The following is a 15,145-nucleotide window of genomic DNA, read 5'->3' as shown; positions in this document are numbered from 1 at the left end:
TTCGGCTCAGAGCGGCAGATCGCCCGCCGGCTTCTTCAGCCATTTCATGCTCAGCTTGTCGAGCGTGCCATCCGCCTTGGCGGCGAGGATGATCTCGTTGACCTTGCCAAGCAGCGCATCCTGCCCCTTGTTGATGCCGACGAAGCAGGGGCTTTCCTTGATGATCAGCTTCATCTCGGCGTCGAGCTGCGGGTTCTTCTGCGCCATCAGCGCCGCGTTCGAGGTCGAGGTGGCGATCAGCTGGGTCTGACCGGCGACGAAGGCCGCGGTCGCGGTCGCCTGATCCTCGTAGCGGCTGAACACCATGCCGGCCGGGCCGAGCTTGGCGAGTTCGGTCTCTTCCATCGCACCCTTGGCAACGGCGATGGTCTTGCCGTCAAGCGCGGCGAAATCCTTGATCTCCATGGACTTCGGCCCATAGACCGCCTGGAAGAACGGCGCATAGGCATGGCTGAAGTCGATGACCTTCTCGCGCTCGGCGTTCTTGCCGAGGGTCGAGATCACCAGATCCACCTGCGCGGTCTGCAGATAGGGGATGCGGTTCGCGCTGGTCACCGGAACCATTTCCAGCTTGGCCCCCATCTTGTCGGCGATCAGCTTGGCCATGTCGATATCGAGGCCCTGCGGCTGCAGGTCCAGCCCGGCGAACCCGTAGGGCGGGTAATCGGTGGGCACCGCGATGCGAATGGTCTTGGTCTTCTCGATATTGGCAAGCGCATCTTCGGCACGCGCGGCGGTGGCCGCCAGCAGCGTCGCTGCGGTCACGGTTGCAACGAAGGAACGTCGGTTCAGCATGGTGGTCTTTCCCCGTCTGTCTTTGCGCGGCTGTCCCGCTGCAGCCCGGCCCCGGCCCGCAGCGCGCCCGCTGGTTTCATCAGGCCATGGCCCCCGGAACGGGGCAAGCCTTCGCCCCCGGACCAGACCAGCCCCAACCACTTTGGTTAAATATTATGCACAAACTGGTCTATATTTGTGCGTTATTCGTCTGATGGAGCTTGCGGTCTCGTATTCTATCCGTTTAAGTAATTGTCAACACAAAAAGCCATAACCATTTCGTATACAATATCGTGACCGATCCAAAGGACCATCTGACCCGAAGCGGTGTGACGCTGCGCGAGCTGGAAGTGCTGCGCGCGCTGGTCGAACGCGGCACCACCATCGCCGCGGCCGAGCGCCTCGGTCTGTCGCAACCGGCGATCAGCCGCAGCCTCGGCCAGCTCGAGGCGCGGCTCGCTCAGCCGCTGTTCAACCGCCGGGGCGGGCGCCTCTTCCCCACGGCCGAAGCGCGCCGCATCGACGCCGAGCTAGACACCCTGTTCGAGACGCTGGCCCGGATCGAGGATCCGGACGAGACGCTGGCCCAAAGCGCGCGCCCGCTGCGCATTGCCGCGCCCCCCACCATCGCGCATCGGTTCCTGCCCGGCGTGGTCGCCGGCTTCACCCGTCGCCACCCCGGCCAGCACCTGATCGTCGACGTGAATTCCGGGGATATTCTTGTCAGCTACGTGGCCGACAGGCGGTGCGATCTGGCCATCGTCGACACCGAGCCCTCGCACGCCGGCGTCAAGGCCGAGACGCTTCATGCCGCGGACATGGTGTGCGCCATTCCCTGCGATCACCCGCTGGCGGCGCGCAGCGAAATCACTCCGGCCGATCTCGACGGGGTGCCGTTCATCGCCCAGACCCGACGCCATTCGGCACGTGCGGCACAGGACAGCGTGCTGTTCGCGGCCGGGCTGCATCCGTCGTCGGTGCTCGAGGTCGACACCGCCGTGCTGACGATCGAGCTGGTCCGGCAAGGCGTCGGCGTCGCGCTGGTCAACCCTTTCCCGATCGCGCTGCACCCGGAGCCGCGCCTGTGCCTGCGCCCGTTCCGGCCGCGAATCGCACAGTGCACCTGGTTCCTGACCCCCGCCGCGACCCGCCCGACGACCGCCCTTCTGGCGTTCATGCAGATGGTCCGCGAGGCGGCGGCAGGCGAAACACCCCCCACCGCACCGCCTCCGACCGGATGGGCCGATTGATACAGCAGTGATGCGAATTTGCGCATCTGCCCGAAATCTGACCCCAATATGGTCTCTGAAGACTTTTCGTGACTTTACCCAGCGGAAACTATTTTTCCAAAATTTCACCATCCCCATGATGGAGGCATCTGCCAATCCAACATGGGAAAACCAATGCACCTTCGAAAACTGATTCGAGCCGCGGGCATCCTGAGCATCCTGCCCGTCGCCGTTCACGCTCAGGATGCCGCACCCGCGTTCAGTGCGGGCGATACCGCGCTGGTGTCGACCTGCGCACTGATCGTGATGCTGATGATGCTGCCCGGGCTGGGGCTGTATTATGCCGGCATGGCGCGCGCCAAGAACGCGCTGTCGGTGCTGACGCAGGTGTTCGCGTCGATCTCGCTGATCGCGGTGCTGTGGACCGCGGTGGGCTACTCGCTGGCCTTCACCGAAAGCCCGCTGAACGCGGTCATCGGCGGGTTCGGCAAGCTGTTCCTGACCGGGATCACCCCGGACGATCTGGTGCTGACGCTGCCGGAATATCTGTATGCACTGTTCATGATGATGTTCGCCGCGATCACCCCGCCGATCATCATCGGCGCCTTTGCGGAACGCATCAAGTTCTCGGCGGTGATGGTGTTCATGGCGCTGTGGTTCCTGCTCGATTACGTGCCGATGGCGCATATGGCCTGGGGCGGCGGCTGGGTCATGGGGATGGGGATCCTCGATTTCGCGGGCGGCAATGTCGTGCACCTGAACGCGGGCATCGCGGCTCTGGTCTGCGCGCTGGTCGTGGGCCCGCGCAAGGGTTACCGCACGACGATGATGGCGCCGCACAACATGACGATGACCTATACCGGCGGTGCGATGCTGTGGGTCGGCTGGCTCGCGTTCTGCGGCGGCTGCGCCTATGCGGCGAACGGGCTGTCGGCGCTTCTGATGGTGAACACGATGCTGGGCGGGGCCGCGGGTGCGCTTGGCTGGATGCTGACCGAATGGGCGCTGCGCAAGCGCGCCAGCACCTTCGGCGCGGTCACCGGCGCGATTGCCGGCCTCGTCGCGGTCACCCCGGCCTGTGGCTATGTCGGCCCGGGCGGAGCGATGGCCGTCGGTCTGATCACCGCACCGATCTGCCTTTATGCCGTCGAGGCGATCAAGCCGCGTCTCGGCTATGACGACAGCTTCGACGTGTTCGGCGTGCATGGCGTCGGCGCCGCGGTGGGCGGCATCCTGACGGTGATTTTCGCGCTGCCGGTTCTGGGCGGCACGGGCTTCCCCGAGGGACGCACGCTGCTCACCCAGATGGTGCCGCAGGTCGCGATCATCGCCTTCAGCATCGCGGTTTCGGTGGTGATGACCTTCGTCGCGCTGAAGATCACCGCGCTGGTCTGCGGCGGGTTGCGGGTCGAGGAAGAAGAGGAATACGAGGGCCTCGATACCTCGGCGCATGGCGAATCCGCCTATCGTCTGACCGACAGCGTGTTCGGCGGCGGCGCGGTCTATCCGGTCGCGGCGGCGATGGAAGGTGCGGGTGCGATGAGCGCCCCGGCCAAGATGACATCGGACAAGTTCGCCGGCTGAGCCGGAAGGGCGCGGGCCCGGACCCGCGCCCGAACCCCGAAACGAAACGACCGAAACGGCACGGGCGGTCCGCCGCCCTGCCCTCCCCCGGTTCCTCGCGCGTCGATGCGTGCAGCGGCCGGCGGAACGGACCAAACCCGACAGTCCCGGTCGCGAACAGGTGCGACGACCGGGAAACTGTCGGGCGGGAACCCCCGCGGGCAGGGCGGGCGTTCAGCGGCGGGGCGGCCTCTCAAGCGGGCCGCCCCTGTCCTTTTGCCGGGGACTCTCCGCCCCCGGAAAGACCGGTCTGAAGATCGGCCGGGGCCTCAGTCGGGGAAGATCCCCGGCGAAGTCTCGGCCCCGTCATCGAAGCGCGCGAGGTAATCGACGATCACGCCGCGATTGACGGCGAAGCCCTTGTATTCGGCGAGCTCGTCCGGCAGGTCGCGCAAGACCCGGTGCAGCCGCCGGCCCCATTTCGGCACCGTCACGATGTCGTCGAGCGCACACAGATAGCACCGGATCGGAAAGGCGATGGCGTTCGAGCGCGGCAGCCGCCACAGCGTCTGCAGCTCGACGCGCAGATGCTGCTTCGCGCCCACGGTCTCGGGGGTGACGGTGCGCTTCTCGGGGCCCCATTCGGGATAGGTCTCGGGGCTGGTGTCGAGGCGCGGGTTCACCGTCATCGTCCAGTTCAGCCGCCTGACCGGCGCGCCCTGCTGCAGGTTCAGAAGGAACTTCAGCGCGCGCTGGAACACGCCCATCTCGTTCGCCTTCGGCACCGGGGCGTGCCATTCGAAGAAGTTCATCCCGATGTCGAAATCGAGCGACCAGTCCGCCTGCGCCGTCACCATCCCGGCATCCATCCACAGATTGCCGTCACGCTGATCGAGAAGCGCGTGATCGCCCTGGGTCTGACGGGTGATGTATTCCATCGGCCCGCAGGGCAGCGTCGTCGCGTCGAGGAAGGTGAACCGCTGCTCGATCCCGAGCGGGCGGTTGATCCAGTGCCAGCGATCGCCGTCGCGGTTCAGCGTGAACAGCTCGGGGTAATCCTCGGCCTTCGAGGTCATCACCAGTTCGAGGAAATCCCACCCCGCCAGCTCCATATGCGGCAGCGACTGGCAGCGCAGCGGATCGCGTTCGAGCGTGATCGCCCGGTCGCGCATCTCGGCGACGTAATGCTCGTCGACATCGAAGCGATGCTCGAACACCGAGCCCGCCCGCGTCTTGCGGTGCGGCTCGATGTTGACGGAATACATGTAGCTGTCCTGATCGAAGGGGAACGGGAAGCGGCGCACGGCCTCTGGCGAATTGCGGAAGGTGTAATCGCCGCGGAAGGTCTCGTCGTTGAAACGCATGGTCATGGGATCACCTGTCGATGGTCAGATCCGCCCCGCGAAAGCGCGAGACGCAGGGCATGATGGCACTCTGGCTGGCACGGGCCTCGTCGCTCAGCCAGTGGTCGTGGTGCTCGATATGGCCCGAGCAGGAGGTCACATGGGTCTCGCACTGACCGCAGGCGCCGCCGCGGCACAGCCAGGGCACCTCGACCTCGGCGGCTTCGAGCGCCTCCAGCAGGCTCTGATGCGGGCCGACCGCGATCTTGCGGCCCGAGCGCGCCAGCGTGACCTCGAACGCCTCGCCGGGCGGCGGGGCGAGGAAGGCCTCGGAATGCAGCGCCCCCTTCGGCCAGCCAAGACAGCGCGCGGTGTCGAGAACGCCATCGACCAGCCCCTCGGGGCCGCAGACATAGACATGCGTGCCGAGCGGCTGACCCGAGAGGATCTCGCCGAGGTCCATCCGGCTGCCCTCTTCCGAGATATGCAGATGCACCTGCGCGAGATCGGGCAGCAGCCGCGCCGCCGCGGCCTCGGCGCGCGAGCGCACCGCGTAATGCAGTTCGAACGGCAGTTGCAGCCGGATCAGCTGCCTGATCTGGGCGAGGAACGGCGTGATGCCGATGCCGCCCGCGATCAGCACATGCCGGCGCGCCCGCAGATCGAGCGCGAACAGATTGACCGGCGCCCCCACCCGCAGCAGATCGCCCACCGCAACCTCAGCGTGCATGAAGCGCGAGCCGCCCCGCCCGGCCTCGTCGCGGCGCACCGCGATCTCGTAGCCGGAGCCGTCGAGCGGATCCGAGATCAGCGAATAGGCGTTGCGCCGCAGCACCGCGCCATCGGGCATCTCGACGACGACATGCGCGCCACCCGAGAACAACGGCAGCGCCTCTCCCTCGGGATGGACGAAACGGAACCGGGTGACGAGGGGCGAGAGCGCCTCGACCTCGGCGACTTGCAGCACCTGGGCGCTCATCGTTGAATGCTCCGCGGTTCGGGGACGATGCCGGGGGTCTCGGCGTCGATGGCGACGCCCTGGAAGGCGCCGAGGCGGCGCGAGAAATGGTCGCGCACGAAGAGCGACCGGCCGCAATGGGCGCAGGTGAAGGGATCGGTCGCGACCTCTTCGGTGATGCCCTTGCAATGGACGCATTGCATCCGGCGGGTGACGGGGCCGCGATGCTCGCTCAGGATGGCGTCGGCGGGCAGACCTGCCGCCGTCGCCTCGGCCGCGGCCTGACCGATCAGCCCTTCGCTGCCGGCCAGATACAGCCAGGTGCCCATATGGGCATCGGCCAGCGCCTTGCGATAACGTTCTAGGCAGGCGGCATAGCTCGGCGCCTCGTGATACATCTTCGCACCGAGCTGGCCAAGGCGCGCCCCCGTCGCGCTGTCGCCGCGCGCAGGGATATAGATCACATGAGCGCGGTCCATCACCGAGGCATCGGCGAGCGCAAGGTCGATCAGCGCCTCGGCGCCCGCGCCTTCGGCCAGCATGATCGCCGGCACCGCCCCTTGCGAGATCAGCCCCGGATAAACCGGGCGGCTGAAGATCGCGGGGCTGAATTCGGTTCGTGGCATGTCCATCTCCCTGTCAGCGGACGGAACGGAACGAAAGCCGGGACACTGGTGTGCCCCGGCGGACGGATCAGTCCTTCGCGGTGCGGCGCGCCTTGTCGATGTCGAAGAACGGCATCGCGGCGGTGGTGGCGGCGATCTCGCCGGCTTCGGCGCTTTGCACCGTCAGCGCCGTGCCCTCGTTCGCGCAATCGACCGGCAGGCGTGCGATGGCGACGGTCCAGTCGTTGAGCGGCGAGTGCATCGCCTGCGTCACCACGCCGACCTTCTTGCCGTCGCGCAGCACCGGCGCGCCGTTCTCGGGCGCGACATCGCCCGCGAGCTTCAGCCCCCAGATCCTGAAGCGCTCCTTGCCCCTCAGGCGGTAATGCTCCTCGGCGCCGCGAAAGCCCGTCTTGCCCGGCGAGACGGTGAAATCGAGACCCAGTTCCCACAGCGTGTCGCCGCAGGGCTCGTCCTCGAACGGATACATCTCGGAATTGTCATAGGGGAAGAACAGCAGATAGCTTTCGGTGCGCAGCAGATCGAGCGTGGTGAACCGGCACGGGATGATGCCCATCGCAGCACCTTCCTCGAGGATGCGGTCCCAGACCATCGGCGCGTCCTGACCGCGCACGAACAGCTCATACCCCCGTTCGCCGGTGTAGCCGGTGCGCGAGATCATCGCCGGCACCCCGAAAAGCGAGGTCTGCATATGGCCGAAATAACGCAGCTGGCGGATGCCGGGGACGTATTTCTCCAGATAATCCACCGCGAGCGGCCCTTGCAGCGACAGATCGTGCAGGTTGTCGTCGAACCGAACCGAGACATCGCGGCCATAGGCGGCCATGGTCAGCTGCTCGAACCCCTGACCCGAGCCATGCACCACCATGAAGGCGTTCGGGCCGGTGCGGTAGATCACGCAATCGTCGATGAACTTGCCGGCGTCGTTGAGCATCGCGGCATAGACCGCGCGGCCCGGCATCAGCTTCTCGACGTTGCGGGTGGTGGCGCGGTCGATGACATGGCTCGCGCCCGGGCCGGTGATATGCACCTTCTTCAGCCCCGAGACGTCCATCAGCCCGGCCTTCGTCCGGATCGCCATGTATTCCGCCACGGGGTCGCCGTCATAGCTCCAGGCGGTGCCCATGCCGGACCAGTCTTCCAGCTTCGAGCCAAGCGCGCGGTGGCGCTCGGCGAGGGTCGAGAATCTCCAAGATGCAGTCATTGTTCTGTCCTGTCGGTTGATGGTGCGGCGGCCCTCACGAACGGGGCCGCTCTTTCTTCGGGTCGTAGTAGGGGAAGGGCGCGATGCGGGCGGCGAGGCGCTTGATATGACCGTCGAGCCGGCCGACCTCGACCGCCGTTCCCGGCGCCGAGACCGAGACATCGACTCGCGCGAGCGCGATCCACGTCCCCGTGCGCGGCGAGCGCATGGCCGAGCAGACCTCGCCCACCTGCGCGCGGCCGATGCGAATGCAATCGCCATGCGCGATGGGCTCCTGCCCGTCGAGTTCCAGCCCGACGAAGCGACGCGCCGGGGTTTCCTTGCGCCGGATCAGCGCCTCGCGGCCGACGAAATCGGCGGTCTTCGATTTCAGCGGCACGGTGAAGCCGATGCCGGCCTCGAACGGGTCGGTCTGGTCGCTGAAATCGTAGCCCGCGAAGACGAGCCCCGCCTCGATCCGGCACAGATCGAGGCCGGCAAGCCCCATCGGCCGGATGCCCAGAGGTTCGCCCGCACGCCAAACCGCGTCGAAGACCGCCCCGGCATCCTTCGGGTGGCAGAAGATCTCATAGCCGAGTTCGCCCGTGTAGCCGGTGCGCGACACCACGACCGGCGCCCCGGTCGGCCCGCCGATCCGCCCGACGGTGAAGCGAAACCACCCCATCTCGGCGATCGCGGTCTGATGCGGCGCGGTCCAGACGATCTCCGACATCAGCGCGCGCGATTTCGGCCCCTGCACCGCGATGTTGTGCATCTGATCGGTCGAGGAGCGCACCAGCACATTGAGGCCGAGCGCCTCGGCCTGCTCTCGCATCCACACGCCGCCCTCGTCGGTGCCGCCGATCCAGCGAAACGCCTGATCGCCCAGACGGAACAGCGTGCCGTCGTCGATCATGCCGCCATGCGGGTGACACATCGCCGAATAGACCACCTGCCCGTGACCGAGCTTCGAGACATCGCGCGTCAGCACCCAGTTCAGAAGCGCCTCGGCGTCGGGGCCGGTGACCTCGAACTTGCGCAGCGCCGACAGGTCCATGACCACGACGCCCTCGCGCGCCGCCCAGTAGCTTTCCACCGGATCGCAGCCCGGGAAGGAGTTCGGCAGCCAGAAGCCGCGATAGTCGACGAAATCGCGCGTCATCGCGGCGAAACGGGGGTGGAAGGCGCTTTCACGCGTCATGATCGGCTCCGCGTCGGGGGTGGGGCGCCAGGCCGAGGCGCGGCTGAACCGCTCGGCCCCGGAATAGCTGCGCACGTGAATGTCGCTCGGGTTCCAGCCATTGGCGGCCGAGGTGTCGTCCGGGCAGGCCGAGGACACGCACACGATGTCGCTGAGCGCGCGCAACAGCACATAATCGCCCGGCCGCGACCAGGGTTCGTCGGCATACATCACGCCATGCGCGTCGATCCCGGTGTTGAAGAAGAAGTTCGCCGCCATCCAGCCGGCGCGACCCTCGATGTCATAGGGGGCGAGCGCGCGGTTGAAATTGTCGGTGCAGTTGGCGTGACCGGGATAGCCGATGTCGTCGTAATACTTGGCCGAGCAGGCCAGCCCGAAAGTGTCGTGCCGCCCGCAGGTATCCTGCACCACCTCGACCAGCGGCTGCATCTGCTGATCGAAGTATTTCCCGTGCAGCCCCGGCATCGGGTAATTGTGACCGAGCAGCGTGCGCGTCACCGTGACGTCGAGCGGATGGACGATCCCGCGGTCGAGCTTGCGGGCGTCGAAGCACTGGAAATCGGTGCATTGCCGGCCGTCGACGTCGAGGATCTGGATGTAATCGCCCGCGCGCACCAGATAGGCCTCGGCACTCGAGGATTTCACCCGCAGGTCGATCTTCGGATCGGCCAGAGGATCCGGGAGCGCGAAATGTGCCAAAGCGCGCGGCGCGGCGCGCTGGACGCTCAGCGACAGGGGCGTCGCGGTGTCCTGCCCCTCCGCCGCCATCGGCGCGGCGGGTGCGGCGACGATCAGCCAGCCCGGCCCCTGCGCGACGAAGGCCGCCGCCTCGCCGGCGCGCGATGTCGCCCCGAACAGCCCGATGGCGCGCGCGTCGGTCAGCCCGATCGCCCGGCGCGCAAGCGCCAGACGCAGTTTCGGCAGATCGGGCAGCAGGGCGCGCAGCCCCTCGGCCGGGGTATCGGCCTGCCAGCCCAGAAGGCCGCAATCGAGCCGGCCATCGGGATGCGCGGCCACAAGCTCGCAGCGTTGGCCGCCCTCGTCATTCGTCACCGAAATCCGGTCGCCGGCGGCGATCTCGACCACGATGGCGCCACGGCCCGGCACGGAATACCGCTCCGTCCCCGGGGCGCGGGAAAAGCCTGCGACCCGGCGGGCGGGGGCCGCGCGCGGCGGGCCCGGACGGAACGGGGCATCGCTGAACGTCAGGGTCATCTCGTCTCCTGCACGGAAAAAAGGCGGGGGGACCGAGGCCCCCCCGGAGGAGGACAGCTCAGTTCGCGAGATAGGCTTCCATCGAGTCGTCGAGCGCATCCTTCCACGGCGTGTGATGGGCGGGCGCCATCGTCCCGGTCATCACCGATTTGTAGCTGTGGTTGCGGAACGCCATGATGTCGTCCTTCTTGTGGTGCTTCCATTCGAGGAAGGCCTCGATCGCGCCATCGACGTTGAAACTCGGGTAATCGGTGTCGGCGATCAGCTCCTTGACGTAATCGCCCTGATACTCGATCGCGTATTTCACCTCGTCCGAGGCTTCCTCGCGCGCCTCGCGCTCGGCCACGTCGGCCATCAGCACCTGCTTGTCGGCGGGCACCGCGATCCGGCCGAGGATGATGTCGCGCACATACCAGGCCTGGGCGTCGAACATGTTGAAGGTGAACCACTGGTCCTGCATCCCGAGGTAGAACATCTTCGGATTGTGGACATAGACCACGCCCTTGTAGAGGTCGGCGGTCGCGAGGCGGTTCTTGGTCTTCAGCCGCAGCTCGTCGGGCAGGAACGGGAAGTAGTGCTTGTAGCCGGTGCACAGGATGATCGCATCGACATGGCGCGAGCTGCCGTCCTTGAAGAAGGCGGTCTTGCCCTCGACCCTGACGAGGGCGGGCTTCTCTTCCCAGTTCTCGGGCCAGTCGAACCCCATCGGCGCCGAGCGATAGCACGAGGTCACCGTCTTCGCGCCGTATTTCCAGCACTGCGAACCGATGTCCTCGGCCGAGTAGGACGAGCCCACCACCAGCACGTCCTGACCGGCGAATTCGCGCGCGTCGCGGAAGTCATGGGCATGGACGATGCGGCCGTAATAGTGATCGAAGCCCGGGTAGTCCGGCACGTTGGGGCTGGAGAAATGGCCCGAGGCGACGATGACGTTGTCGAACCGCTCCTTGTAGACGTGATCTTTCGTCATGTCGTGCACGGTGATGGTGAAATCGTCCGCGTCCGCATCGTATTCGACCCAGCGGATCACCGAGCTGAACCGGATCCACGGCCGGATGCCGGCCTTGTTCACCCGCCCCTCGATGTAATCGAACATCACCGCGCGCGGCGGGTAAGAGGCGATCTGCTTGCCGAAATGTTCCTCGAACGGATAATCGGCGAATTCGAGGCCCTCCTTCGGACCGTTGGTCCACAGGTAGCGATACATCGAGCAGTGAACCGGTTCCCCGTTCTCGTCGACGCCGGTGCGCCAGGTGTAGTTCCACAGCCCGCCCCAGTTCGACTGTTTCTCGAAACAGACGATCTCCGGAATTTCCGCGCCTTTCCTGGCGGCGGACTGAAAGGCACGCAGCGCGGCAAGGCCCGAGGGACCGGCACCGATCACGGCAACGCGTTTGGTCATGGTAGTCTCCCTGTTGGTCTGTTCTTGTTCCGAATTGGACCTGTTATGATTATTGGCTCATTCGGTATGGACCAATTAAGCCGGCACGGTGGTGTTTCCTGTCAATTATTTTTCTTGCCTGAATGTTCATGTGACGCAAAAATGGGCCAAGACTTCCGCCTCCGTCCTGCTTCGGGTGATTTTATGGGCAGCGCCTCCTTCGCCTTGCGCCTTGCCGCCGCCGGATCGCTGCCGCGCGGGCGCGACACGGCGCCGGTGCGGATCGGCTTTCTCGCGCCGCTGTCGGGGCCCGAGTCGGGCTGGGGGCGGCCCGGTCTCGCCGGCGCCGAGCTGTGGGCCGAGGAGATGAACGATCACGGCGGGCTGACCCTCGGCGGGCGGACGCGGCCGATCGAGATCGTCGCCCGCGACAGCGCGCTCTCCCCCGAGACCACGTTCGAGGCCGCGCGCGAGCTGATCGAACTGCGCCGGGCGCGGCTGATCCTGACGCTCGGCGGCGATACGCTGGCGCCGGCGCTGCCCTGGCTGATGGCGCGCCGCGCGCTGGTGGCGACGCTGCTGCCTTCGGACCTCGGGCCGGACACGCCCTCGCTGATCGCGCCGGCGGAGCTGCATCCGCTGTTCAACGTCACCGGGGTGGAGTGGCTGGCGCGCAACCGTCCGGCGCTGAAACGGGTGGCCCTGTGCGCGCAGACCGACAGCCTCGGGCTGCCCTCGCTCGCGGTCTATCGCGCGGCCTTCGAGGTCGCGGGGTTCACCCGGCTGCGAGAGATCCGCTATGCGCCCGACAATCATGACGCAGACGGCATCGTCGCCGCGATGCTGCAAGACGACCCCGAGGTGCTGTGCTGGTGCTCGTCAGCCCCGCCGATGATCGCCGCGCTGACCGAGGCCGCCCATGCCCGCGGCTTCCGCGGCGAGGTCATCGCCTGCACCGCCGACGATTATCCGAAGATGATCGCGCGCACCTCGGCCGGGTTCATGGCGCGCTACACCTTCCAGTTCCCGGATTTCGACGATCCGATGCTGGCCGATACCGCCTTTTTCTTCCGCAACCCGCGCAGCTTCTTCGACAGCTACACCCGGCGGTTTCCGGGGCTGTGGTCGGCGGTGAGCTGGGAATATGCCTCGATCCTCGATCTGTGGCACGGCGCGGCCGAGGTCGCGGGCAGCGCCGATCCGGTGCGGGTGCTGTCGGCGATGCAGCGCGGCCAGAAGATGCCGCATATCTTCGGCCCGGCCGAATGGTGGGGGGCGGAGCTTTACGGCATCGACAACGCGCTCGTCGGTGACTGGCCGGTGGTGCGCCTGCGCGAGGGCCGGGCGAGGATCGCGGAATTCGGCTCGGTTCTCGGCTGGCTCGGGCGCCATCACGGGGTGCTGATGCGGCACATGGCGGAGCTTGGGCAAAGCTGGCAGCACCGCGCGCGCGGCAAGATCGCGGCTCAGTCGTCCTCGCCGAGCAGGATCTTCTGATCCTCGACCAGCCCCAGCCGCATCAGCTCGCAGCCGGTCTCGATGTCGCGCGCGGCGATGGCGTCGAACAGCGCGCGCGTGCGGCGCAGGCTGGCCGCGATCCGCGCCGGGCCGAGGCGGCGGCGATAAAGAGCGGTGCGGAATTCCTGCCGCCGCGCCTCGATCACCAGCGCGTAACAGGCGATCAGCAGCGGATTGCCGGTCGCCTCGGCGATCAGGCGGTGGAACTCTTCCTCAAGGCGCAGGAAGGCCGCGACATCGCCCGATGCCTCTTCCATCCGGCCGAGCGCAGCGCCGAGCGCCTCGATCCGGCGCGGCGGCATGGCGACGATGGCGAGGCGCACCATCTCGGGTTCCAGGATCCCGCGCATCACCTGAAGCTGCAACGGCCCGGTCTCGGCCGCGACCGGCGCGGTCGAGGCCTTGCTGCCCGCCGGGTCATGAGCGACGAAGGTGCCCGCGCCCGCACGGCGGCGGATCATCCCCTGCCCTTCCAGAATATCGAGGGCCTCGCGCACCGTATTGCGCGCCACCCCCATGTCCTGAGCGAGCTGGCGTTCCGACGGCAGGCGCGCGTCGAGCGGATATTCCCCGGCGACGATCCGGCCCTTCAGCGTGTCGAGCACCTGACGCACCGTCGCCCCGAGGGCCGGGGTGTCAGCGAAAAGGCGCGAGGGGACGGTCACTGCAGGCTTCCTTCGGTTCCGCCCGAAAATCGGGCAAAGCGAGGATAGACCGGCCCCGTCGCGCGATCCAGCCCCCCTTCGCGCGAAGAGAGGCCGGGATGCGGCGAGCCTCAGCCCATCCGTTCCGAAGCGTAGGAGCCGGGCGAGGCCGGGAACACCACGGTCTTGTTGCCGTTCATGAACACCCGGTGGTGGATATGGGCGTGGATCGCCCGCGCCAGCACCTGGCTTTCCACGTCACGGCCGAGCGAGACGTAATCGTCGGGCGACTGCGCATGGGTCACGCGGATGGTGTCCTGTTCGATGATCGGACCCTCGTCGAGGTCGGCGGTCACGTAATGCGAGGTCGCACCGATCAGTTTCACGCCGCGCTCATAGGCCTGCTTGTAGGGGTTGGCGCCCTTGAACGACGGCAGGAAGGAGTGATGGATATTGATGATCCGGCCCGACATTTCCTTGCACATCTGATCCGACAGGATCTGCATGTAGCGCGCGAGCACGATCAGCTCGGCCCCGGCCTCGTGGACGATGCGCATCTGCTCGGCCTCGGCGGCGGTCTTGTTTTCCTTGGTGACCTTGATGCAGTGGAACGGGATGTCGTGGTTCACCACGACCTTCTGATAGTCCATGTGGTTCGAGATCACCGCCACGATGTCGATCGGCAGCGCGCCGATGCGCCAGCGATACAGCAGATCGTTCAGGCAGTGCCCGAAGCGCGAGACCATGATGATGACCTTCATCTTCTCGCGCTCATCATGGAACTTCGCGGCCATGGCGAATTCCTTGGCGATCGGGGCGAAACCGGCTTCGAGGTCGGCCTGCGCGAGGCCCTGCTCCGAGGCGAAGCTGACCCGCATGAAGAACCGCCCGGTGCCGGTGTCATCGTATTGCGAGCTGTCGGTGATGTTGCAGCCGGTCTCGGCCAGATAGGTCGAGATCGCGGCGACGATGCCGCGCTTCGTCGGACAGGCGACGGTGAGGCAGTATCTGGACATGGTGAACTCCCGTTGGATTTTCTTGTGTGTTGGGTGCAGTTTCAGGGCCGGCGGATGCCGGTTCGACCCGTCCGGGCAGGGAGCGGATCGGAGCAGACCTCAGGCGGTCAGGCCTTCGGGTTCGGCGAGGCCGTTCGCCCGGCAGCAGGCGGTGAGTGTGTTGGCCAGAAGGCACGCGATGGTCATCGGACCGACACCGCCCGGAACCGGGGTGATCGCGCCCGCGACCTCGACCGCCGAGGCGAAATCCACATCGCCCACCAGACGCATCTTGCCCTCGCCACGTTCGGGCGCGGGGATGCGGTTGATGCCGACGTCGATCACCGTCGCGCCCGGCTTGATCCAGTCGCCCTTCACCATCTGCGGCCGGCCGACGGCCGCGACCACGATGTCCGCGCGGCGGCAGACCTCGGGCAGATCCTTCGTGCGGGAATGCGCGATCGTCACGGTGCAGCTGTCGCCGAGCAGCAGTTGCGCCATCGGCTTGCCGACGA

Annotated in this window: 12 protein-coding genes and 1 pseudogene; 3 read left to right on the top strand and 10 right to left on the bottom strand. The window is 66.7% G+C overall.

The genetic code is table 11. The features are described 5' to 3' along the window. Nucleotides 1-6: 6 nt before the first annotated feature. Entirely contained in the window at nucleotides 7-795 is a 789-nt protein-coding gene (locus CG50_RS10130; protein WP_036637798.1) for a transporter substrate-binding domain-containing protein, read from the bottom strand. 272 nt (nucleotides 796-1,067) lie between these two features. Here CG50_RS10130 and CG50_RS10125 point away from each other — a divergent pair, with 272 nt between their 5' ends. After that, nucleotides 1,068-2,024 (top strand): LysR family transcriptional regulator, encoded by a 957-nt coding sequence (locus CG50_RS10125; protein WP_081880378.1) that lies wholly within the window; start codon nucleotides 1,068-1,070, stop codon nucleotides 2,022-2,024. A 153-nt stretch (nucleotides 2,025-2,177) separates the two neighbouring features. After that, nucleotides 2,178-3,587 (top strand): ammonium transporter, encoded by a 1,410-nt coding sequence (locus CG50_RS10120; RefSeq protein ID WP_036637796.1) that lies wholly within the window; start codon nucleotides 2,178-2,180, stop codon nucleotides 3,585-3,587. A gap of 308 nt (nucleotides 3,588-3,895) precedes the next feature. On the opposite strand, the gene CG50_RS10115 is transcribed toward CG50_RS10120, so the two are convergent. The 6 genes from CG50_RS10115 to CG50_RS10090 form a co-directional block, all read right to left on the bottom strand. Continuing rightward, entirely contained in the window at nucleotides 3,896-4,936 is a 1,041-nt protein-coding gene (locus CG50_RS10115) for a heme-dependent oxidative N-demethylase family protein (protein WP_036637794.1), read from the bottom strand. Between the two features lie 4 nt (nucleotides 4,937-4,940). Next, nucleotides 4,941-5,888 carry a PDR/VanB family oxidoreductase gene (locus tag CG50_RS10110; RefSeq protein ID WP_036637793.1) on the bottom strand — a complete coding sequence of 316 codons (948 nt, stop codon included), beginning with the start codon at nucleotides 5,886-5,888 and terminating at the stop codon, nucleotides 4,941-4,943. Continuing rightward, complete coding sequence (locus tag CG50_RS10105; protein ID WP_036637910.1) at nucleotides 5,885-6,493, bottom strand: dimethylamine monooxygenase subunit DmmA family protein; 609 nt, start codon at nucleotides 6,491-6,493, stop codon at nucleotides 5,885-5,887. Before CG50_RS10105 ends, CG50_RS10110 begins: the two co-directional genes overlap by 4 nt. 67 nt (nucleotides 6,494-6,560) lie before the next feature. Then, entirely contained in the window at nucleotides 6,561-7,697 is a 1,137-nt protein-coding gene (locus CG50_RS10100) for an aminomethyltransferase family protein (RefSeq protein WP_036637791.1), read from the bottom strand. Between the two features lie 34 nt (nucleotides 7,698-7,731). Beyond that, nucleotides 7,732-10,092: a DUF1989 domain-containing protein gene (locus CG50_RS10095; protein ID WP_036637790.1), complete on the bottom strand. Its 2,361-nt coding sequence runs from the start codon at nucleotides 10,090-10,092 to the stop codon at nucleotides 7,732-7,734. A gap of 58 nt (nucleotides 10,093-10,150) precedes the next feature. Continuing rightward, nucleotides 10,151-11,494: an NAD(P)-binding domain-containing protein gene (locus tag CG50_RS10090; protein ID WP_036637788.1), complete on the bottom strand. Its 1,344-nt coding sequence runs from the start codon at nucleotides 11,492-11,494 to the stop codon at nucleotides 10,151-10,153. Nucleotides 11,495-11,677: 183 nt separating this feature from the next. Here CG50_RS10090 and CG50_RS10085 point away from each other — a divergent pair, with 183 nt between their 5' ends. Continuing rightward, a complete protein-coding gene (locus tag CG50_RS10085) occupies nucleotides 11,678-12,970 on the top strand; it encodes an ABC transporter substrate-binding protein (protein ID WP_036637786.1) in 1,293 nt (430 codons plus the stop codon). On the opposite strand, the gene CG50_RS10080 is transcribed toward CG50_RS10085, so the two are convergent. From CG50_RS10080 to CG50_RS10070, 3 genes and pseudogenes are all read right to left on the bottom strand, one after another. After that, a complete protein-coding gene (locus tag CG50_RS10080; RefSeq protein ID WP_036637784.1) occupies nucleotides 12,940-13,656 on the bottom strand; it encodes a FadR/GntR family transcriptional regulator in 717 nt (238 codons plus the stop codon). The two genes, CG50_RS10085 and CG50_RS10080, sit on opposite strands and share 31 nt — an antisense overlap. Before the next feature lie 110 nt (nucleotides 13,657-13,766). Beyond that, entirely contained in the window at nucleotides 13,767-14,651 is an 885-nt protein-coding gene (gene purU, locus CG50_RS10075; RefSeq protein WP_036637782.1) for a formyltetrahydrofolate deformylase, read from the bottom strand. A 99-nt stretch (nucleotides 14,652-14,750) separates the two neighbouring features. Then, nucleotides 14,751-15,145, bottom strand: a pseudogene (locus CG50_RS10070) (bifunctional methylenetetrahydrofolate dehydrogenase/methenyltetrahydrofolate cyclohydrolase); the annotation flags it as partial.

The organism is Paenirhodobacter enshiensis, from assembly GCF_000740785.1.
Classification (GTDB): domain Bacteria; phylum Pseudomonadota; class Alphaproteobacteria; order Rhodobacterales; family Rhodobacteraceae; genus Rhodobacter; species Rhodobacter enshiensis.
Note: the sequence above shows the minus strand (reverse complement) of the source record. Positions and strands in the feature narration are given on the sequence as shown.